The organism is Microvirga yunnanensis (genome assembly GCF_025460875.1).
This window is the reverse complement of sequence record NZ_JAMXFI010000054.1, coordinates 23577-42609: the sequence shown is the minus strand read 5'-3', so window position 1 is coordinate 42609 and position 19033 is coordinate 23577. Positions and strand designations below refer to the sequence as shown.

The following is a 19033-nucleotide window of genomic DNA, read 5'->3' as shown; positions in this document are numbered from 1 at the left end:
GACCGTATTCAGACGGTATCCAGTTCCTCATTGAATGCACGCTCATCATCGCTATCCCAGAACCGCATCCCAAGCAGTTCGATCCACTCAACGGGGTCCTCCATGCTCATCTGCTCAATGAGATCATCGACCATACCTCGCAGAGCGGAAGGCACGATGACAAGCTTACCTTCAATTTCGATGTCATCGTTGAAGACGAGCGCACAGGCGATCAGGTCGTTTTGATCGTGAAGCAAGAGCCCCTGGACAGGTCGGCTCCCGGGTTCGCAATTGAGGAGCTTGCGGCGACAAATGATGTCGAGGGCTTGATGGAAGGTCTGTCCGTAAATAACCAGTTTCGGGGTATGATATTTAATGAATTCAATATCCGTTCCCTATTCAGTATCCGTTCCCTATTCATAGGAGAATGGGCATTGGTTCGAAGTAGCCGCTAACGGCCTTCTCTCTCAATGGAGTGGCTGTTATCGGAGCGTTGCGTCGGGCTGCGATTGTGAGTTTCAGATTCTGATACCGCCTGGGCGGCAATGCTGGAAAAGTAAGCCGCGAAAGCTGGACAATCGCGTAGACTTCGTCGCGCAATGTAGATGGTGTGATTGGCCGCAATGCAGTTGACCATCGCGTGAAGGCCGCCAGAAATTCATCGGGCGTGACCGGTCCCAGGGCAACGATCCCACGCATCATGGCGTCCTGGTTCAGCCAGACGTTCAAGGCAAGATCGCGCCACCACCGATCTGTACGGCGGCGATAATCAACGATGTTGCGTGCCTCTACACGCCAAGACCAAAAGTCGGCGAACGACGACAATGCAAGCTTGATCTCGACGACAAAGAGATTGCGGGCTTCCCCTCCCATCACCCGTCGAGCGACATGCCCCGAATATCGGCGGGCGCATTTCTCGCACGCAAGCTGCCCGCAGCGGTGATCAGATCGGCATGTTCCACCCATACATTATTGATCCGGCTTGGGTGATCTTGAAATTCGCAGCCAGTCGACCCAGGTCGGCGGGATGAAGCACGTGGACATGCGCAAGCTGCCCGCAGCAGCGCAAGAAGAGCGTCGGCGGCAGGTGATTGGACTGCGCGAGAGCGGCCTGACTTACGAGGCCATTGCCGCGCAGGTCGGCCTGACCCGGACCGGCGTGTTCAACATCTGCCGCCGCGTCGCCGAACAGGGTCGGGCGGGATTGGCGAGCCAGCCGCGCGGCCCTGCCGCCGGTAGGGGACGGTTTCTCGCGCCCGAGGAGGAAGCGCAGGTCCGCGCTCTGATGGGCCAGCACACGCCCGACGAACTCGGGCTGCCCTTTGCCCTGTGGAGCCGGGCAGCAGTGCGGGAGCTGATCGAGCAGTCCTGTGGGGTCCGGCTAGCGGTGCGCACCATCGGTACGTATCTGGCGCGCTGGGGCTTCACGGCCCAGAAGCCGCTCCGACGAGCCTATGAGCAGTCACCGAAGGCCGTGCGGCGCTGGCTGCGGCAGGACTACCCGGCCCTTGTGGCGCAAGCCAGAAAGGAGAGGGGCACGATCTTCTGGGGTGACGAGACCGGCCTGCGCTCCGACGATGTGCGCGGCCGCGGCTATGCGCCCCGGGGCCGGACGCCGGTGATCCGGGTCTGCTACCGGCACGCCGGGCTGAGCCTGATCGCGGCGGTGAGTAATCGCGGCGCCTTGCGCTGGATGATTGTCGACGGGGCGGTGACCGCCGCAACCTTGATCCGCTTCCTGCAACGCCTGATCCGCGACGCAAAACGCAAGGTGCTCCTGATCCTGGACCGGCTGCGGGTGCATCGAGCCGCCCGGGTCCGCGACTGGCTCAGCGCGCATCGGGCGAAGATCGAGGTTTTCTACCTGCCGGCCTACAGTCCGGAGCTGAACCCGGAGGAGGGCCTGAACGCCAACCTGAAGCAGGTTGTCACCCGCCAGGCGCCGGCGCGCAGCAAACAGCAACTCAAGCGGGCAACGGTCAGCCATATGCGTCGCCTGTCGAAATCGCCCGGGTGCGTGCGAAGCTACTTCAGCCACAAACCCGTCCGCTACGCCGCATGCTCAAGACAATGAGGACCGGATCAATAAAAAACCGTCGCGGACTGGGTCCGCCTGTGGGGTCAGAAACAGCTTGCTGGTAGTCTGATCCCGGAGGGGAGCGGCCGTTACCTTATTGGTGGCGCATTACCCCGTTAAAAACGTGGTCCATGGACTGTTGCGCGCTTGAGAGTGGTGACGCCCCAGGGTGATCCCGGTTAGGAATTTGACCTTTGGCGCAGTCCAGCCCCTCCCACCCCAAGGAGGAGCCGATGAGACGCAAACGAGAAGCCGGCAAAGATCGCCTGAGCCTGCCGGTGGTTCACCCCCATGCCGCAGCCATCGATGTCGGGGCCACGATGCACATGGCCGCCGTGGGACCGGACCGGACAGATGAACCCGTGCGCAGCTTCGGGACCTTTACCGCCGACCTGCACCAGTTGGCCGACTGGTTCGAGGTTTGTGGCGTCACCTCCGTCGTCATGGAATCGACCGGCGTTTACTGGATCCCGGTCTTCGAGATCCTGCAGGACCGCGGCTTCGAGGTGTTTCTGGTCAATGCGCGCGACGCGAAGCGGGTGCCCGGACGCAAGACGGATGTGAAGGATGCGCAATGGCTCCAGCGGCTGCATGCCTATGGCCTGTTGCGCGCCAGCTTCCAACCCAAAGCCGAGATCGCGGAACTGCGCGCGTATCTGCGCCAGCGTGAGCGCCTGCTTGAGTATGCCGCCTCGCACATCCAGCACATGCAGAAGGCGCTGACCGAGATGAACCTGCAGCTGCATCACGTGGTCAGCGACATCACTGGCGCCACGGGCCTGCGCATCATCCGTGCCATTCTGGCCGGCGAACGTGATCCGGCAGTCCTGGCGAACTTAAGAGACGTCCGGTGTCACTCCAGCTCCGAGACGATCGAGAAGGGATTGACGGGTCATTATCGCGCCGAGCATCTGTTCGCGCTCGAACAGGCGCTGGCGCTGTACGACACCTATCAGCACAAAGTGGCGGCGTGCGACCGGAGGATCGAGGCTGTCCTGAAGGGGCTGAGCCCCCATAAGCCCGATTCCGCTTCCTTGCCGCCTCCGCGCCGACGCATGAGCCGCCAGCCCAATGAGCCGAGCTTCGATCTTCGTGGCGCCCTCTATGCGGTTCTGGGCCAGGACCTGACCCGGATCCACGGCCTAGGGCCGTCCTTGGCGCTCAAACTGATCGCGGAGTGCGGCACGGATCTGACGGCTTGGCCCAGCAGCAAGCACTTCACATCGTGGCTCTGCCTCGCGCCTGGCAACAAGATCTCCGGTGGCAAGGTGCTATCCTCCCGAACGCGCCGGTCAGGCAGTCGGGCGGCGGCCCTTCTGCGGCTGGCGGCCGTGACGATCGGCAAGACGGAGACGGCACTGGGTGCCTTTTACCGGCGCCTGTCGACGCGGATTGGCAAGGCTAAGGCCGTCACGGCAACCGCTCGCAAGATTGCGGTGCTGTTCTACAACGCCCTGCGCCATGGCATGGATTACGTTGATCCGGGAGCGTCGTACTATGAGGAGCGGTACCGGAAGCGGGTGATCGATAACCTGCACCGACGCGCCAAGGCGTTTGGCTTTGTGCTCCAGGAGGTCGGTGTCGTCGCACCCGCGGGAGCTGTTTCTTAGGAAGCCATCGGCATCTTCGCGGAGGTGCCGAAATGAGGTTCGGCTTCATCGAGCAACATGCCCGCACCTGGCCGGTGCGGCTCATGTGCCGCGTGCTCGGGGTGTCCGCCAGCGGCGGCGGTCCCGGCCGGAGAGCCATCGGGCGATAGCAAACCGGCGCCTGCTGCAGGAGGTGCATCAGCTTCATGCTCGGCATAAGGGTCGCTATGGCAGCCCACGCATGCACGCAGCCTTGCGGGCCGAAGGGCACCGGATCAGCCGCGGCCGGGTCGAGCGGGGGCACTATTTCGCTAGCACCCGGATGTTGTGCGACCTTGATCTCGCAAATATGTTCCGGAAATCCTGTCCACTCACCTCTTCCCGGCCCAACTGCTGACCGATATCGCCCAGAAGCTCGAGGGAAAAGCCCTCGTATGTGCCAAAGATGGCACGCTCGGCAAACCAGCATCGTGCTTCATGTGATTGAGCCAGAAAGTTTTGCTGCAGGCCGCTATGGGTCTCCAGGAGATTTGGCGCCGAAGCCAGGATCTGATTAGCGCGACCAAACTGGTAGTTGTTACTGTCAAGGGCCGGGGTATGCGACGTTGGCGGCTTCAGCGAGGGAAGCCCGAGAGCTTGCTTCCTTTCATCAAACTCAAGCACATGCTCATAGAGCTGCGGTCCGTCGCCGATGGCGACGGTGTCGCAGTCGAAGTCACTATCAAGCTTTTCCTGTCCGCCGGTTGGGATGGCAACCAAAGAGCTGGGATAAACACCCCGGTGGCATGTAGGATGCCCAAGCAGTCGAGCCGCGTGTCCTCCTTGACACGACCCTTGCCTGTTGCCCAGTTCGAATGTGACTCGACGTTCTCGGCGGACATCACCAACGCGCGGTCGGCGTAGGCGGCCAGCCATATCTCGTTCGGCACGACGATCAGAATGCCATCGGCAAAAGGTAGGATCGTCGACCGCGAGTTCTTCCCGAAACTTCTGGGCGACATTAAAGCTGCTCGAGGATTTCCTCTCGGTGATAACGGTCGGCTTGAGGGTGTCACCACAGCGTCACTCTGGCGCGAGAAACAAAGGTTACTACATCCCAAGGCGCGCGAACTGCATCGACGCGTGCTCCGCCTCGGGAAGGGGGTAGCATGGGGCGATGCTCAACAACGACTTACAGAACGCAGGCGTGAGCTTGCCACGGTGAATCACGACGTCCTCGTGGCCCATCGCAGCCCGGGCGGTCTGCCACTGCCGATTGTGGCCGCGCTGTTCATTGGACTTCACGTGGCAAGCGGCGAAGTCGGCCACATCCAGCGTCGCCAACTGCCTTTCATGTACCGGCAGCTTCGTATGGATGTGCACCCACATCGGGCTTGGCATCGCACCATTGCGCAGCGCTTTGGGCTGCAGCCTGATCTCGAACAGCGTCCCTGGCTCGCCCTTCAAGGCGCGCGGTCGGTCCACAGGCGCCAGTTCCTCGGCCGCCCTGAGCTGTTCGAGGTACTTCTGCGACGGGAAGGCGTAGGTCTTCATGCAATCGATCATGATCGCTGTCTTTCGCGCGTTCAATGAGTTTGCCTGTCCCTGCACCTCGGACAACATCGCCTTAAGCCGGACTGTTTTGTCGTGCACTTCGCGCACTTGCGCAGGCGTGAAAAGGCCGCGTCGGCGAGGCTCGTCGAGCGCGGCTACACAGGCCTCAGTCTCGGCGGCGTGCGTCTGCAGGCGCTTGACGACGAGATCCACGACGTGGTCGGCGTCCTCGGGCTTCATCTGGCGCGCTTGCGAGACAGCTCTTTGCTGAGCCGGCAGATCGAACTGCAGCAGCTCGTCCAATCGCTCGAGTAATCCGGCCAGTGCTTTCCTTGAGGGCGGAGCCTGCCACATCTCCAGATGTACGGTTGCCGACGATGACTCCCTCGCAAGTGCCTCCTCTTGGCTCGCGAGCTTCTTCGTACCCAAATCCGAGAGTACGATAAGCTTGGCTGTCGGGACCGTGTCAGCGTCGCGCCTGGCGAGCTGCGGTTCCGGCACCCCTGCCGTCGAACTCCCCTCCCCTGCGGCCGGTGTGCGCTTGCCCTTCCCCTTCCTGCGCGCCGCGTGGCCCTCAGCCACTACAGCAGTATTTTCCAGTTTCGCAGCCACGGCCAGTGGTTCAATCATGGCTGGCGTCTTTGGCTGCACTGCCAGAAGTTGCATGACTTCGTGCGCCGTCCCCCATGCACCTTCGACGATCTGGTCCAACAGTTCCAATTGAAGGTCGGCACCCTTTCCCGCCTCCCTTAAGCTGGCAACAATGCCGTGCACCCCTGACCCGAATTCCGAAAGCCGCTCCATGACTCCTTCCAGAACGGCGCAGTGCTCTGCGTTGAGTGCGCGTCCTTTGCTGTACAGAACAGCGTCAGACGTCGAGAGGAATGCCGGAAAAGCGTCCTCGATGAAGGTTCCCAGCAGACGCACCCGGCCGTTCCCAGCCATGAGGATTTCCCTCACGGCTGGTTCGACCGTGCTCGCCTGAGGCTCAATCATTAGTTGCGCGAGAGCGATCCGCGAGTGCAGATACATGCACTTCGTATTAAGTGCCCAGCCCGTATGCAGGCGTAGCGCCGCCTCTTCGGCCTTCCGCATTTCAGGCGTGGCGCTTGGCAAGTTGGCGGTGGCGGCGCAAACGGACTGCATCCGTTCCGAGCGCAACACCTTCTTTCCCCACCACTCCATGCAGGCCACGTAGTGCTTCGCCACACTGGGCACCGCCCGGCTCAGCTGGTCGGGCGGAGCGTTGTCAGCTCGCATCTTGTCGAGTACACCTGCTGCTTTCTTCCTCCGTGGCTCCAACTCGTAGATAGTCGCAGTAGCCAGATTGTTGCATTCGTCTGCTGCATCAAGCACCTCGTCGCGGAGTTGACGAGCCTGATCGTCGGACAGAATGCTACGCGCCACATGTGGGGGCAGGCTCGCGTAGTAGTCCAGAGCTTCCGAGCCTGCCTTGACGATTTGATCGATCAGCTCTTGCGCCTCCGAGGGGTTCCGGGCTTGCGTGGCCGCTCTACGACAGAGATCAAGGTCGTCAAGCAGGCTACGCATTTTTCGTTTCGCTGCCTTGATCTCGTCGCCTCTTGGCGCTGCCACACCCGAAGTTAGTGACTGGCTCACGAGCGGGGCAGTTCTATCTTGGGGCCGAGAGCGCATCCGCTCCACGACGGAGTCGAACGATTGGCTGCCTTCACTAGGGGCAAGACGTGTCTCCGAGCGCGAGCTGCTCGATCCCCACGTGCTGTCGGCTCCAGCACTCCCAACGTGCGATTTCCCAGCTCGGCCAATCCCCGTCATGTTCCACCTCCAGTCAGATCGAGAATGCTCAGCATGCCTGGATAGGCTGGCTGGCTGACGAGTAGCTGACGGAAGGCGCTTTTTCCGGATGCACAAGAAAACTCAGATCACTGTGGATTGCAATTCCATGGGTTACGGTGTGCTGTTGGAGACATCGGGGATGACCGCGTGATGTAGGATAGCCAGCTGCAGTGAATGACTGCGGCCTTCTGCTGCCTCGCCCCAACCGCCATCAGGATCCGCACTGTCAGGCTGCGACAGAAGCGGCCGTGACGGCGATCCGGAAGAGTCCGCCGTATGCCGGCTGCTTTGTCTGTAGGGACCTGGCAAAGACCATCCCGAGTTGCGGAGCGCCGCCACGAGAGCTCGCTTCCTGAAACGGACTGGTTGATTGTGGTGAGGCAAAAACACCCGCCAAATATCGATTGGCAGACCTTCGGCAGCCGCACGTCCTGTTCTCCGGGAAGGAGATGGGCATCCGAAAAGCTTACGGATCCGGCGGTGATGCAGCAGTCCTGACCAGAGATCGAACGTCGGTCAAACCACGTTTTCTCGCCCCACGGCCGAATTCAAGCAAATCCGATGTCGCGCAGCTCCATTCCAATGTACAAGCTTGCCGAAGCTGCCGCCCGTCCCCGGCCCAGGGTGCAGGGTCGTTTCGCGGTCGACAGGTGTCGCCGCATGATGGCGCTTCGCGGGCGGAGCCTTCCTATGTGGACGACGCACTCGGCTGCATCAGCGGTGCATTCCATCGCGCGGAATGGTTCGGCTCACGTCTCAGCAAGGACGTCTCAGCGCGCTCAGAGCCTGAATGTAATCCTCAACTGGTCAAGCTGCTGCGCCGATGCTCCGGTCGAAGAAGGTGCCGGCCTTGAGCAGCGCGTGCATGATGACCACCAACTTTCGGGCGACCGCAACCGCCGCACGCTTAAAGCCGACCCGCTCTCGGAGCTTGAGGCCCCATCTCCGCAGGCCGCTCTCGGCTGAACTGCGGGCGAGGATGACCGTTGCGGCCTTGAAGAGGAGCCCCCCGCACATGGCGGTCACCCCCGGCGAGAGATATGGCCATCGTAGTCGACCTCGCCCGACTGGTAGCGCCGCGTCGTCAGACCGAGCCAGGCGCCGACCGAGCGGGAGTTCTTGAAGTTATTCGGATCCTCGACAGCGGTCGCAAACGATGTCGCGGTGATCGCTCCGACCCCGGGGATCGACATGAGAATGCGACAGGCTTGGTTCTGGCGCGCGCCGGCCACGAGTTGGCGGCCGAGTTCCGCGGCCCGGATGCGCAGGCCGCGCCACGCCTCCAGCATTGGCAGCACGATGGCAGAAAGCCCGTCATGGTGGACCAGAAGGCTACGGACATTCTTCTCGAATGTGCTGCCTTTGCCGGCGGGTACGACCAAGCCGAAGGTCTTCATGAGGCCGCGGATCTGGTTGGAGAGCTCGGTGCAGATCCGGACCAGCCGGGTGCGGGCCGCCACCAGCGTGCGGGTCAGCATGCTGTCGAAGCCTTTCACCCGCACCTCACGATAGAAGCCCACCTCCGCCAGATGGGCCAGACCGTCGGCATCATCCGCGTCAGTTTTGTTCGCTGCCATGTCGAGGGCGGCCTTGGCATGACGCGCATCGATGCAGATCGCCGGGAGCCCCTCGTCGCGCAGCGCATGATAGAACCACACCGACAAGGGGCCGGTCTCGAAGATCACCCGCTTCGCAGACGGGGCACGTTTGCGGATCAAGTCAGCAATCAGCTTGGGATCGGACGGGCACTTGCCGCGCCAGACGCGCTTGCCGCCTCTGCGGATCGACACCGCCGTCACTTTCATCGACACGTCGAGTCCGATATAATCGTCCATGGCTGTTCTCCATTCGATGCCTGGGCCCGGCTTCCCGTCGTGAACCCGGTCTCCGTCTTGTCGGGGAACAGCCACCGGCTTCCATGCACGTGACTTGTTCGGGCGACCCGCTCCCGCGATTACCCCATGTGGACGGCCCCAACCGCCTTTGGCATGGACGGATTGGGACGAGTTATGGGTGAGTGGGTTCCCAAATCAGTCCGGTGATGATTCATGGCGGGCCAGCTTCAGGAGGCGCGACCATGCTGACGGGAGTGACGGAGGACGACTGGGCAACGGTGCTGCGGGTGTTTACCGCCTCATGCTCCCGGCGCAAGGGCCGCAACGACCGCCGCTTCCTAGATCCTCGGCGCAGTGATTATGACCGTTTGGCGAGTGGCTCGAGAGGAGCTGTTTTGGGATAGGCACGGCCCATCTTGGTGCGGGCCTTCTCTGTCGTGAACATCCAGGTCATGCGTGTACCGGCGGCGTTGCGCTCGCGCCCCCACACCGCGATTTCCCGCTCGAGCCCCTCGCGCGTGTCGATCCGCCGGTCCAGGCACTGGCCCTTGAGCACCCCGATCTCGATCTCGACCATATTCAACCAACTCGCGTGCTTGGGGGTATAGTGGAACTCCAGCCGCCCCAGGAGGCGATGCGCCTCGTCAGGTGGGAAAGCCTCGTAGAGGGAGCCGGGCGTGTGCGTCGACAGGTTGTCCATCACCACCCGGATCCGCTCGGCCTGCGGAAAGTCCACATCCACCAGTTCGCGCATACACACGGCAAAGTCCTTGGCCGTCCGACGATCCGTGACGCTCACTTTGCGCCAGGGCTGGTGCGCATCCACCATCACGAACAGGTTCACCGTGCCACAGCGGCGGTACTCGTAATCAACCCGCTCAATCTGTCCCGGCGCGGCCGGGAGCGGCGGGCGCCTCTCGCCGATGAGCTGGACCGGGCTCTCATCGAAGCACACCACTGGCCGCATCGGATCAGGGCCCTCAGCATAGAGGTCGAGCACGTCCTCCATGCGCGCCACATACTCGCCATCGATCTTCGGGACGCACCACATCTTCTGCTGCCAGGGCTTGAGCGCGTTCTCGCAGAGGCGCCGGCGCACCATCTCGCGCGACAAGCTCTCGTGTTGGGTGAGCCGCACGATCTCGCCGGCCAGGAGTTCCAGCGTCCAGCGGGCCCGGCCCGCAGGCGGCTTTGCGCAGGCGGTCGCCACCAGCAGCGCCTCCTCCGGGCCTGAGAGCTTGCGGGCGGCGCCGGGACGAGGCTCCTCGCTGAGAGCCCGCTCCAGATTGCCCTCCACGAAGCGACGCTTGGTCCGGTACACGGTCGAGCTACCCACCGCGACACTCTGGGCAATCGTCTCGTCTGGCACCCCAGCATCGGCTGCCAGCAGGATCTGCGCGCGCTTGAGCGTGCGGGCGGCCTGCTTGCCGCCGCTGAGCATCGCCTGGAGTGTGGCGCGCTCGGCCTCGCTCAGCTCAACCCGGTAGCATATGTTCATCTCGGCCTCCCGTGTGAGAGGCCGAGCTGAATCAGCCGATGAATCGAGCGTGTGGCGGATGTCTGAGAAAAGCTTCACTGACCGGCAGGGCCAGTACCTGGCCTTCATCGACGCCTACACGCGCGTTCACGGCCGCCCTCCGGCCGAGACCGACATGCAGCGTCATTTCCAGGTCACGCCGCCTTCCGTGCACCAGATGGTGCTCACCCTGGAGCGGGCCGGCTTGATCCGCCGTCAGCCCGGAGTGGCGCGAAGCATCGAGGTGTTGGTCGCCCCTGAAGGCCTGCCCCTCCTGCGCCACCCCCAACCCGTCAAATCCTCTGCGCCGAGGATCTAGGAGCGGCAACGTATGGCACATGTAAAACCCGCAAAGTCCCCGCAAGGATCCGCAAGGTCCCCTGCTAAGTCATTGAAATCATTATCCGCAAGGTCTCGCAGGGATTTTCGTCCGCAAAGTCCCGCAAAGTCCAGGGTTTCCAAGGCTTTCAGCGTCCGCAAAGTCCTACCCGCAAAGTCCCACCCCTACGGGGGAAGGCCTGGCGTGCCGCCGCCTGTGGGCCCGGCCTATTCCCCCTGGGGTTTTGGGGTCGTGAGATCACACTTGGCCGCGGCCAACTGACGATACCTCACGCGCGCTTACCGAGGCGTGGACCACAATGAGCGCACGCCGGCCGACACCACACGCAGGCTGGTCGCAGTCCGCGCAGTTCCGTTCTGTGGCCCGCGTGGCCATCCGTGCTTATAACGCCACGCGTCATACGTTGCCGAAGTGCGAGGCGGTCCGGAGAACCGATGGCGGGCTCTGTCAGCAAATCGCGATGGGCAACGGTCGCTGCTATCTTCACGGCGGTCGCACGCCGAAGGGTAAGGACTGGCATAAGCCGCAGCCCGGGGCCACAGCGACGAAGACCCAGCGGAAGCTGAAGGACATCGAGCGGGCCGCAAAGAAGCGGGCCAAGCGCCTCGATGCAATGACGCTCGACGAGCGCAAGCGCTACGAGGATTGGCGGAAGACGCACAGACCCGGCCCGCGAGCCACAGAGCGCGCCAAGCGGGCGCAGGCCAGAGAGGCGCGGGAGCGGCTTGCAGAAATGGACCGGCCGGCGCCCCAGACCGCGGAGGCGCAAGCCCTGGCTGCAGTCATCGAAACCCTTCGGCATCAGGCGCAGCAACTCAAGGCTGCACAAGACACAGCGACCACCAACCTAACCGACGGGATATTCGGCTAATGGCAAAGAGCGAGCGTCAAATCCGAGAGGAGCTTATCCGAGAGCTTCAGACTACAGGCGGCCTCAAGGCCTACCAAACCGCGATGAAGATCTGTGACGATCCCCACGCGACATCAGCGGCCAAGGCCTCGGCAGTGAACTCGCTGCTCCGGGCAGGCGGGTTCTTCGAGAAGCAGGAGACGGCAGACGAAAAGGAGCTTCACGAGCTCTCCGGCCAGGAGCTTGAGGCAAGAGTGGCGAAGCTGCTGCGAGGATCTCAGGGCAGCGCCAGCGGCAAAGATGACCTGTTCGACTAACCCGACCTAAGGCTCTTCACCACAGCTTTCAGCTTGCTCTTCATCCACATCTTACGCGCGAGCTCGTTGCCTCTCTGGTTGATCCATTCTTCATACTCAGGTGCGCCTGGCTCGGGCTTCGGCCCCTGCGGATTGATCGTCCGCTTTCTGCTCGCGATGTAGGCCAGCAAATCGGCCTCATCGATCAGGACCGGCCGTCCAGGGATGTAGGGCAGCTTTCCAGCCTCGCGCATGCGCGCGACGGTGCGGGTCGAGCAGCGTAGGATCTCTGCGACTTCTGGTTCAGTCAGGAGCTTAGGCGCGCCATTCATGGCTGACATTAAGCAGGCACACGTTCAATAAACAATAGATATGGTCCAAAAGGGCCTGAAGTTGATATTTGTATGGCTATGTATGATGTTGTCGTAAGTAAAGACATACAGAGCGCGGCGTAAAAAAGATTAAGTCAGGCTCGTTGACGGCAAATGTGATTTGTGAGTACTTCTTATTAACGGGACGGAAACACTTTCCGCTGCATCTGTCGTCTGCGACTTTCTTCGGGTCCGGGGTCTTTGCATGCATGTCCAAGGCAGTAGGCGCAAGCTGAAAGCCTAAAGATGCAAAGGCCGACGCTGTAGCCGGTGTTTCAGCCCCGGACCAGAAACCGCCGTCTGAAACACGGCGCAATGAAAGCTACAGCAATGACCACAGAACGCTCGCGCATGATGCGCAGCGAGCTCAGCCTGTTTTGGGCGGAGTCTTCGCGTCTCAATATGCTCCGCCGCCAGGGCGACTTATCGCAACAGGAATTGCAAGAGTTTCGCGACGAGGCACAGGCGATTGCCATGCACTCTCGGTGGGGGCGACTCCGCACCGTCGCCGCGGCGCGGCTTGCTGAGACTGCCGCCTTACCTGCTGGACAAAGAGGGGCTGCCTGACGATCGGCCATATGGGCGCCGTTCTGGCGCCCTTTATCTGCCAGTAGGCGAGTTGGACGCTGGTTGTGCTACTGGCGTCTGCTCAGGGCCTGATGCGGCCTGGTGCGGTGCTTCCTCGGCGTCGTGAGAGTCGCTCAAGGATCCGCCTGCGCTTGAGTGCACCTGTTCGTGAGCCGCAGTCTGCGCTCTACGACGCGTCCACGCTTCGAGCACCTCTTCTCTTAGGGGCGGCCGTGGCTTCGGGAGTATTCTCCAGATCGTCATGGTGAAGACCTTGCCCACGGCCAACACGATCGCCATGCCATAGAGAAAGATCACAGGAGAGAAGTTCTCGACCATCGTCACTGTCCTCCTGCGAAAGGGAGCTACTGCCCAGACAGCTTCTTATACAGCCATTCGGCAGACCGGCCGACGATCAGAGGGATGATTGCAAACAGCACAACGACAATGCCGATCGAGATAAGCCAGAGCATCGGTGTATCTCCTAGCCTGCGATCCCAGTCGCGCCAGCCTTGGCACGGTTCACGATCTTGAGGATGGTGGCGCGGCTGCATCCGGTGGCCGCCTGGATCTGCGACCATGACGAGCCTGCCTTGAGCATCGCGGCAATACCATCGTTGCGGGCCTTATCCTCTTTCCGGCCCTTGTAGAGGCCTTCCGCCTTGGCTCGTGCCTGGCCTTGCTCTTGTCGCCGCCGGCGATCTTCGTAGTCCTTACGGGCGACAGCGGCCAGCATGTCGAGCATCATGCCGTTGATGGCGTCGAACATACGGACGGTGAAGTCATCGGCCTTGGCGTTGGCCATCATCCACGAGGTGGGGAGGTCCAATGCCACGACCCGGACACGATGGGCGGCGAGTTCGGCCTTCAGCTTCTCCCAATCGGCCGCAGTGAGGCGCGACAGCCGATCGACCTGCTCGATCAGCAGGATATCGCCTGGGCGTGCATCCGAGAGGAGCCGGAAGAGCTCAGGGCGGGCCAGCTTCGCGCCGCTCTCGTTCTCGACGTAGTAGGACGCAATGTGCAGGTCGTGCTCCGCGGCGAACGCCTCAAGCTGTTGCCTGGCGCGAGTGGCGTCCTGCTCGTTGGTGGAAGCGCGAAGGTAGGCTCGGACGAACATCTCGGATCACCGTCAGTTCACTTAGGATGGTTCACTTAAAATAGTCAATCGGTATTTTGCGAACCAGTTCAGAGATGGTTTTGAAAGGGCATGCTCATTTTGAACCAGATTTCGCGGAGGCCCTATTTATGGAATGAAGCTGCCCTTTGCTTTTTGCAAAGCCTTCTCCACGCTACTGTGGGCCTCCTGGGATAATGGCAGGATTGGGCGCGGCGGCTCAATCCTGGCCAGACCAAGAAGGTCTGCCATCACATACATCACGCGGATGCTGCCAAACGTCCTGAACAACTGCCAAAGCGGCTGAAATGCATCGTTGATACGCATCGCCTCCGAATGATCACCCGCTTGTGCCGCGCGTGTGAGGGCCAATGCCGGAGAAGGCAGAAGGCCCGCAACCACGCTGTACCACGCATCACAGCCAGCCAGCAGGGCGTCGGCTGCGCCCCAATCGCCGCTATAACCAATGGCGAAGCTTTCTGGGGTCATCGCCCGCAGCCGCTCCATCTCACCAGTAAAATCTCCATTCGCAGGAAGCGGCATTTTCACCGCTGTCACGTTCGGGAGCTTCGCCAAACGGGCAATCAGGTCATCGCTGAAGGTGAATTTTGTAGTGCTCGGATTGTTGTAGATGCACAAAGGCAGTCCACCTGCCTCGGCCACCGCCGCAAAGAGTTGAAAGACCTCCTCCTCGGTAAGAGGAGTGTAGGACATAGGGGCCAGCAACAAGCCATCGGCCCCTGCTGTTTTGGCATCGTGGGCAAGCGTTTGGGCCTCGTCGGTTCGAAGCGCGCCCACGCCCACGATAATCGGCGTCTTGCCGCCGACGCATTCCACCGCCACTCGCACGACACGCTGGCGTTCCTCGCGTCTCAGGTAGGCATATCCACCGGTGCTGCCGAGCAAGCCTATAGAGTCTGCCCCTGCCGCCTGGATGTTTTCAAGGAAGCGGCACAGCACGTCAGCTTGCAGATGCCCCGCTGCATCAGTCGGGGTCAAAGGAAAAGCCGACAGGCCGCTGAACAGCTTCGATGCTTTGTGTTTGGTCATCACGTGCGATCCCAAATGCAGGCGCGGTCCTGCAAAATTCAGTAATCAGGTTGAAGGGCGTCCTGCCAGAGCGAGGCCGACGCCAAGCGCGATCATAGCGGCTCCCGAACCTTCCCGCAGGCGGCGGATCAAACCGGGACGTGCCGCCGCACCTGTACGGATGCCACTCGCCGCGAAGGCCACCACGACATCAGCGAGGGTATTGAGAGTAACGGAGACAGAGCCGAGGACAGCAAATTGCAGGGCCACGCTGCCAGCGGCAGGGTCCACGAACTGTGGCACGAAGGCCAGGAAGAAGGCCGCTGTCTTCGGGTTCAACGCCTCGACCAGCACCCCTTCACGAAACGCCCGGCGTGCGCCAACGGGCGGTGCCGCAGTCCCGCCCGCCAAGGCCACCAACGCATCCCGGCGGGCGGCGTGAAAGGTTCGCAGACCAATCCAAACTAGGTAAGCAGCGCCCAGCAACTTCAGGGCAGTAAACAACTCTGCGCTCGTTAGTACGATGGCGGATATACCTAAGCTGCCCGCGAGTACGTGGACCATGCCGCCCAATCCGGTGCCGAAGCTGGAGGCCACCCCTTCCGCACGACCACCGGAGAGAGTGCGGGCAGCGACGTAGAAGATGCCTGGACCGGGCGTGATGGCGAGTACAAAGGCTGCGGCGGAGAACAAGGCGAGTTGGGTGATGTCTGGCATAGGGCTTCCTGGCGTGTCAGAGGCTCAGGCTCGGCATGAAGCCCGTAACGGCAGGGAGGACATGCCGAATCCCGATAGAGGGTGGACATGAGCTAGTCCAAGCGCCAGGATTAGAACACTTAAATTTTGTCAGCCAGCATTAGACTCTCTAATCCATGCTTGATTATGCCCAACTCGCCACTCTCGCTGCTGTCATCCGAACCGGCAGCTTTGAGCGGGCGGCGCAGCACCTCAACGTCACGCCCTCGGCCATCTCCCAAAGGATCAAGCTGCTGGAGGAGCGGCTTGGGGTTGTGCTTGTGGTCCGAGGCCAGCCCTGCACGGCAACAGAGGTCGGCCAGCGCCTGTGCCAGCACGTGGAGCAGGTTGCGCTGCTCGAAGGCTCTTTGCGCGGGAGCCTTCCGGGCCTTCAGGCCGAGAGCCGACCTGTGACCCTGCGGATTGCCGTTAATGCCGATAGTCTCGCGACTTGGTTCATCTCAGCCATGGCGAAGACGGACGGATACCTGTTCGACTTGGTACTGGATGATGAGGACCACAGTGCGGACTGGCTGCGGCGCGGCGAGGTCGTGGCTGGCGTGACGGGGCACAGCACCCCGATCCAGGGCTGCGACTGCCATCCTCTGGGAGCCCTGCGCTATGTTGCGACTGCAAACCCAGAGTATTGCGCCCGGTGGTTTGCCGACGGCTTCAGCGAACTTGCGGCTGCCCGCGCTCCGTGCCTGATCTTCAATCAAAAGGATCGGCTTCAAGCCGAATGGTTACGTCAGGTGCTTGGAGTCGATGTTCATCCCCCACTGCACTGGCTCCCCTCGTCCCAAGCCTTTGTGGATGCGGCCTTGGCTGGGATCGGCTGGGGCATGAACCCGGAGCCGCTTGTGATCGACCACCTTCGCGCCGGTAGGCTGGTTGCGCTCCAGCCTGACCAGCCGTTGGATGTCCCGTTGTTCTGGCAGCAGAGCCGCATCGTGAGCACCGTGCTCTGCCATGTGACCCAGGCTGTCGTGCACGAGGCCAAGAGAATGCTGGTGCCGGGCTGATCCAGGCGCGACGGGAGGCTTCGTCGATCATCTAAAGCGCAGCGTACCTACCCCTCCGCAGCGATCCTGTCGATCAGGTCACATAACCTGATGTCAGCCCCATATTCCGCCGCGAGCCGCGCCAGCCGATATTTTCCCCTAAGGGGAGAGCAGAGCGGGCAGTCGACACAGACGATAACTCACGTTCTCAGGATGTCGAGATTGACGCTTTTTCTCCCCGCCCCCTGAACAGGACGATCCCATCTCCAAGCTGAACAAGCGCGAGTGGCTAGTCCCCACGATAAACTCTCGATCTCCGATTTTCGTGGGGATCGAACCTGCTATCTATTTGAAGTGTCGAATTTATTGAGAAGAAGTGGTGCCCAGGGGCGGAATCCATGGCTGACACAGCTATGAGTCGCCTGCCCAGATTACCTACTCCCGCTATGGGAAGGCTGAATTATTGATCTGGAGCTCGCAAAACCAGCCTGAGCGTTACTCCGCAGCTCCCTATAGCAGGGCCCGAGAGAGCTATAGTCGGAACGTCGCGCGCCGAAACTGTTGTTCGTGCTTACCATGTGATTACTGAAAGCTGTGCGTGCGACCTGCCGGCGGGCCACATGGGATCTAAGCCTCTGGGATATATGGTGAGCGCGCTGGGACCCGAACCCAGGACCCTCTGATTAAAAGTCCGAGGGTCTCGCTGAGGCTGGGGGACGGATGCTCAAATGCGACCCAGGAGCCTACGGAGTCTCTTCAAGCACCTTTCGGACCGCAGCCCGCGGCAGGCCAAAGTGCTTCGCAACTTGTGCCGGCGCCACCCCTGCCAGAAGGGCAGCCCGCACTGCCTTGCGTTGCCCCTCCTGTAATGTGGATGAGGTCTTGCCAGGGCGCGTGGACTTGCGCCGTTGTTTTGATGGGTGCGAATTGTAGCGCTCAAGGAATACGCTGGCATTTCTGACCGCCACCTCCAATTCCGGCCGGCTCCCCCTGCCCTTCTCCATCCGGCGCTGCACCTCCTCCAGAAGCTGGACGAGTTGCTGGGCCAGCTGAGCATCCGACAAGCTGGCCAGCGCCAGCGGCTTGGCCGGAGCAGCAGCCGGTTCGGACCGAGGTGTTGGTACGGTGAGTGTGACCTCGAACAGATCGAGGGTGCGAGGCGAAGATCCCTTGTGCGACATGGACTTTATATGGGCATTCCGCCGCTCTGATCCAAGCTTGGAGGGAGTTCGTCACACCGTGCTCAGAGGCATCCAAGCCCCCCTGCTTCCCGTGGGTTGGAAGGTCATTTCCACCACTTCACGAACCCGTCCGGGGTCAGTTCTATCTCGGGCTTCGGGACTGTCCGCGGCCCCTTGCCTTTCCCGGCCTTGGGATCTCGGGTTCGTCCGGACGCCTTTCGGATCGGGGAATCGTCGAGAGGCCGAGTTTGCGCGATCGGCTCAGCAGAATGGGGCGCCTTTCGGGCCTTGCTGGTTTTACGGCTCTGCCCTGACGGCGGTGCGGCATGCGTGTTGGCTGTTGGAGCAGCGGGTGCCGGATGGGGTCGAACAACTGCCATGTGTCCCACTGCCTTTGTGCCGGTCCGCTTCTGGCCAGTTCGGGCCCCCGGCTCGGGTGCGGCTGGCGTAGCACCAAGACTTGGGATTGCGTCTCCGGCCTCCGCCAGGTCTAAGCCAAACAAGGCCGAGATATCGTCCGTCTCCAGGATCTTCCCAGGATCGGGCGGCCGATTGGAGAGTGGCAGCGCCGTCTCAAGGTTGGCCACCAGATCCTTCTCGTCGACTGCACGCAATTGGAACAGAAGCTCAGGAGCCTCATCGAGCCGGGCCCCGACGCCATACAGCACCGCGGCGACGTGCTTGCACATCAAGGCTCCGTCCGGGCAGGTGCACGAGAACCGGATGTCCGACGGCCTGGGGAACAGGCCTCGGTCCTGGCGGCAGAGCCGCTCCATCACGCCCGTGGAGAACCGGCCTTGCAGCAGCTCGACCAGGGAGTCGATGCCGCCGGCACAATCCGTGCAGATCGACCGCCACAGCGTCGGCGCCAACGCCGTGATGCTAACCGTAACCCTGTAGATTGACGATCCACTGACCAGCGCCTTGATCTCCAGCGCAGAGATCTGAAGGTCGATCACCGCACCGTTACGAACATAGCTGCGGCCGCGCGGCAGGCGATTGTCGAAATCCTGATAACTCTCCAGGTTGTCGCACCACGCCTTGCCCCAGAAGGTCCGGGCGATGGTGCGTCCCTCCAGGACGACAGGAGCGACCGGGTGCCCTTTCTTGCGCAGCTTTTCCACCTCGCGCGCGGCTTGCTTCCGGCGCTCCGCAACCGGAACGTAGGAGGGCCATGCTCCATCGAACCAAGGGGCCAT

At 61.8% G+C, this 19033-nt stretch carries 17 protein-coding genes and 2 pseudogenes; 7 read left to right on the top strand and 12 right to left on the bottom strand.

Annotated elements, in window-relative coordinates; translation table 11 throughout:
* Window positions 1-8 precede the first annotated feature (8 nt).
* Window positions 9-236, bottom strand: a complete 228-nt coding sequence (locus NF876_RS23860) for a hypothetical protein (protein WP_262266037.1) — start codon at window positions 234-236, stop codon at window positions 9-11.
* A 160-nt stretch (window positions 237-396) separates the two neighbouring features.
* Window positions 397-852 (bottom strand): hypothetical protein, encoded by a 456-nt coding sequence (locus NF876_RS23855; RefSeq protein ID WP_262266036.1) that lies wholly within the window; start codon window positions 850-852, stop codon window positions 397-399.
* Between the two features lie 154 nt (window positions 853-1006).
* Here NF876_RS23855 and NF876_RS23850 point away from each other — a divergent pair, with 154 nt between their 5' ends.
* The 3 genes and pseudogenes from NF876_RS23850 to NF876_RS23840 form a co-directional block, all read left to right on the top strand.
* A complete protein-coding gene (locus tag NF876_RS23850; RefSeq protein WP_262266064.1) occupies window positions 1007-2053 on the top strand; it encodes an IS630 family transposase in 1047 nt (348 codons plus the stop codon).
* A gap of 236 nt (window positions 2054-2289) precedes the next feature.
* Window positions 2290-3666 carry an IS110 family RNA-guided transposase gene (locus NF876_RS23845; RefSeq protein WP_210805193.1) on the top strand — a complete coding sequence of 459 codons (1377 nt, stop codon included), beginning with the start codon at window positions 2290-2292 and terminating at the stop codon, window positions 3664-3666.
* Between the two features lie 2 nt (window positions 3667-3668).
* A pseudogene (locus NF876_RS23840) lies at window positions 3669-3943 on the top strand (IS3 family transposase); the annotation flags it as partial.
* A gap of 5 nt (window positions 3944-3948) precedes the next feature.
* On the opposite strand, the gene NF876_RS23835 reads toward NF876_RS23840, so the two are convergent.
* The 4 genes and pseudogenes from NF876_RS23835 to NF876_RS23820 all read right to left on the bottom strand — a co-directional run bounded on the left by NF876_RS23835 (window position 3949) and on the right by NF876_RS23820 (window position 10329).
* Window positions 3949-4404 (bottom strand): hypothetical protein, encoded by a 456-nt coding sequence (locus NF876_RS23835; protein ID WP_262270959.1) that lies wholly within the window; start codon window positions 4402-4404, stop codon window positions 3949-3951.
* 330 nt (window positions 4405-4734) lie between these two features.
* Window positions 4735-6975, bottom strand: a complete 2241-nt coding sequence (locus NF876_RS23830; RefSeq protein ID WP_210805189.1) for a T3SS effector XopP-like protein — start codon at window positions 6973-6975, stop codon at window positions 4735-4737.
* Between the two features lie 828 nt (window positions 6976-7803).
* Window positions 7804-8831: pseudogene (locus NF876_RS23825) on the bottom strand (IS110 family RNA-guided transposase).
* 358 nt (window positions 8832-9189) lie between these two features.
* Window positions 9190-10329 (bottom strand): IS630 family transposase, encoded by a 1140-nt coding sequence (locus NF876_RS23820; RefSeq protein ID WP_262270958.1) that lies wholly within the window; start codon window positions 10327-10329, stop codon window positions 9190-9192.
* A 58-nt stretch (window positions 10330-10387) separates the two neighbouring features.
* Here NF876_RS23820 and NF876_RS23815 point away from each other — a divergent pair, with 58 nt between their 5' ends.
* The 3 genes from NF876_RS23815 to NF876_RS23805 all read left to right on the top strand — a co-directional run bounded on the left by NF876_RS23815 (window position 10388) and on the right by NF876_RS23805 (window position 11854).
* A complete protein-coding gene (locus NF876_RS23815) occupies window positions 10388-10666 on the top strand; it encodes a LexA family protein (RefSeq protein WP_210804876.1) in 279 nt (92 codons plus the stop codon).
* A gap of 481 nt (window positions 10667-11147) precedes the next feature.
* Window positions 11148-11558, top strand: coding sequence for a cyclin family protein (locus NF876_RS23810; RefSeq protein WP_210806385.1), 411 nt, complete (start codon window positions 11148-11150; stop codon window positions 11556-11558).
* Window positions 11558-11854: a hypothetical protein gene (locus tag NF876_RS23805; RefSeq protein ID WP_210806387.1), complete on the top strand. Its 297-nt coding sequence runs from the start codon at window positions 11558-11560 to the stop codon at window positions 11852-11854. Before NF876_RS23810 ends, NF876_RS23805 begins: the two co-directional genes overlap by 1 nt.
* Here the strand turns inward: NF876_RS23805 and NF876_RS23800 are convergent.
* From NF876_RS23800 to NF876_RS23785, 4 genes are all read right to left on the bottom strand, one after another.
* Window positions 11851-12165, bottom strand: coding sequence for a helix-turn-helix domain-containing protein (locus tag NF876_RS23800; RefSeq protein ID WP_210806389.1), 315 nt, complete (start codon window positions 12163-12165; stop codon window positions 11851-11853). The two genes, NF876_RS23805 and NF876_RS23800, sit on opposite strands and share 4 nt — an antisense overlap.
* A 1090-nt stretch (window positions 12166-13255) precedes the next feature.
* Complete coding sequence (locus NF876_RS23795) at window positions 13256-13891, bottom strand: recombinase family protein (protein WP_210806391.1); 636 nt, start codon at window positions 13889-13891, stop codon at window positions 13256-13258.
* 126 nt (window positions 13892-14017) lie between these two features.
* The gene (locus tag NF876_RS23790) at window positions 14018-14938 is read right to left on the bottom strand and encodes a dihydrodipicolinate synthase family protein (protein WP_210806393.1); all 921 of its coding nucleotides are present in this window, start codon (window positions 14936-14938) and stop codon (window positions 14018-14020) included.
* A 45-nt stretch (window positions 14939-14983) separates the two neighbouring features.
* Complete coding sequence (locus tag NF876_RS23785; RefSeq protein WP_210806395.1) at window positions 14984-15634, bottom strand: LysE family translocator; 651 nt, start codon at window positions 15632-15634, stop codon at window positions 14984-14986.
* 155 nt (window positions 15635-15789) lie between these two features.
* Here NF876_RS23785 and NF876_RS23780 point away from each other — a divergent pair, with 155 nt between their 5' ends.
* The gene (locus tag NF876_RS23780; RefSeq protein ID WP_210806397.1) at window positions 15790-16674 is read left to right on the top strand and encodes a LysR family transcriptional regulator ArgP; all 885 of its coding nucleotides are present in this window, start codon (window positions 15790-15792) and stop codon (window positions 16672-16674) included.
* A 722-nt stretch (window positions 16675-17396) separates the two neighbouring features.
* Here the strand turns inward: NF876_RS23780 and NF876_RS23775 are convergent.
* The gene (locus tag NF876_RS23775) at window positions 17397-17834 is read right to left on the bottom strand and encodes a hypothetical protein (protein WP_210806399.1); all 438 of its coding nucleotides are present in this window, start codon (window positions 17832-17834) and stop codon (window positions 17397-17399) included.
* A 104-nt stretch (window positions 17835-17938) separates the two neighbouring features.
* Window positions 17939-19033: an SWIM zinc finger family protein gene (locus NF876_RS23770; RefSeq protein WP_210806401.1), complete on the bottom strand. Its 1095-nt coding sequence runs from the start codon at window positions 19031-19033 to the stop codon at window positions 17939-17941.

Excerpts from the sequence above, each read along its gene's own strand:
- NF876_RS23855 (WP_262266036.1), bottom strand. The coding sequence starts at position 852 with ATGGGAGGGGAAGCCCGCAATCTCTTTGTCGTCGAGATCAAGCTTGCA.
- NF876_RS23850 (WP_262266064.1), top strand. The coding sequence starts at position 1,007 with ATGAAGCACGTGGACATGCGCAAGCTGCCCGCAGCAGCGCAAGAAGAG.
- NF876_RS23845 (WP_210805193.1), top strand. The coding sequence starts at position 2,290 with ATGAGACGCAAACGAGAAGCCGGCAAAGATCGCCTGAGCCTGCCGGTG.
- NF876_RS23830 (WP_210805189.1), bottom strand. The coding sequence starts at position 6,975 with ATGACGGGGATTGGCCGAGCTGGGAAATCGCACGTTGGGAGTGCTGGA.
- NF876_RS23820 (WP_262270958.1), bottom strand. The coding sequence starts at position 10,329 with ATGAACATATGCTACCGGGTTGAGCTGAGCGAGGCCGAGCGCGCCACA.
- NF876_RS23815 (WP_210804876.1), top strand. The coding sequence starts at position 10,388 with ATGTCTGAGAAAAGCTTCACTGACCGGCAGGGCCAGTACCTGGCCTTC.
- NF876_RS23810 (WP_210806385.1), top strand. The coding sequence starts at position 11,148 with ATGGGCAACGGTCGCTGCTATCTTCACGGCGGTCGCACGCCGAAGGGT.
- NF876_RS23805 (WP_210806387.1), top strand. The coding sequence starts at position 11,558 with ATGGCAAAGAGCGAGCGTCAAATCCGAGAGGAGCTTATCCGAGAGCTT.
- NF876_RS23800 (WP_210806389.1), bottom strand. The coding sequence starts at position 12,165 with ATGAATGGCGCGCCTAAGCTCCTGACTGAACCAGAAGTCGCAGAGATC.
- NF876_RS23795 (WP_210806391.1), bottom strand. The coding sequence starts at position 13,891 with ATGTTCGTCCGAGCCTACCTTCGCGCTTCCACCAACGAGCAGGACGCC.
- NF876_RS23790 (WP_210806393.1), bottom strand. The coding sequence starts at position 14,938 with ATGACCAAACACAAAGCATCGAAGCTGTTCAGCGGCCTGTCGGCTTTT.
- NF876_RS23785 (WP_210806395.1), bottom strand. The coding sequence starts at position 15,634 with ATGCCAGACATCACCCAACTCGCCTTGTTCTCCGCCGCAGCCTTTGTA.
- NF876_RS23780 (WP_210806397.1), top strand. The coding sequence starts at position 15,790 with ATGCTTGATTATGCCCAACTCGCCACTCTCGCTGCTGTCATCCGAACC.
- NF876_RS23775 (WP_210806399.1), bottom strand. The coding sequence starts at position 17,834 with ATGTCGCACAAGGGATCTTCGCCTCGCACCCTCGATCTGTTCGAGGTC.
- NF876_RS23770 (WP_210806401.1), bottom strand. The coding sequence starts at position 19,033 with ATGGCCCCTTGGTTCGATGGAGCATGGCCCTCCTACGTTCCGGTTGCG.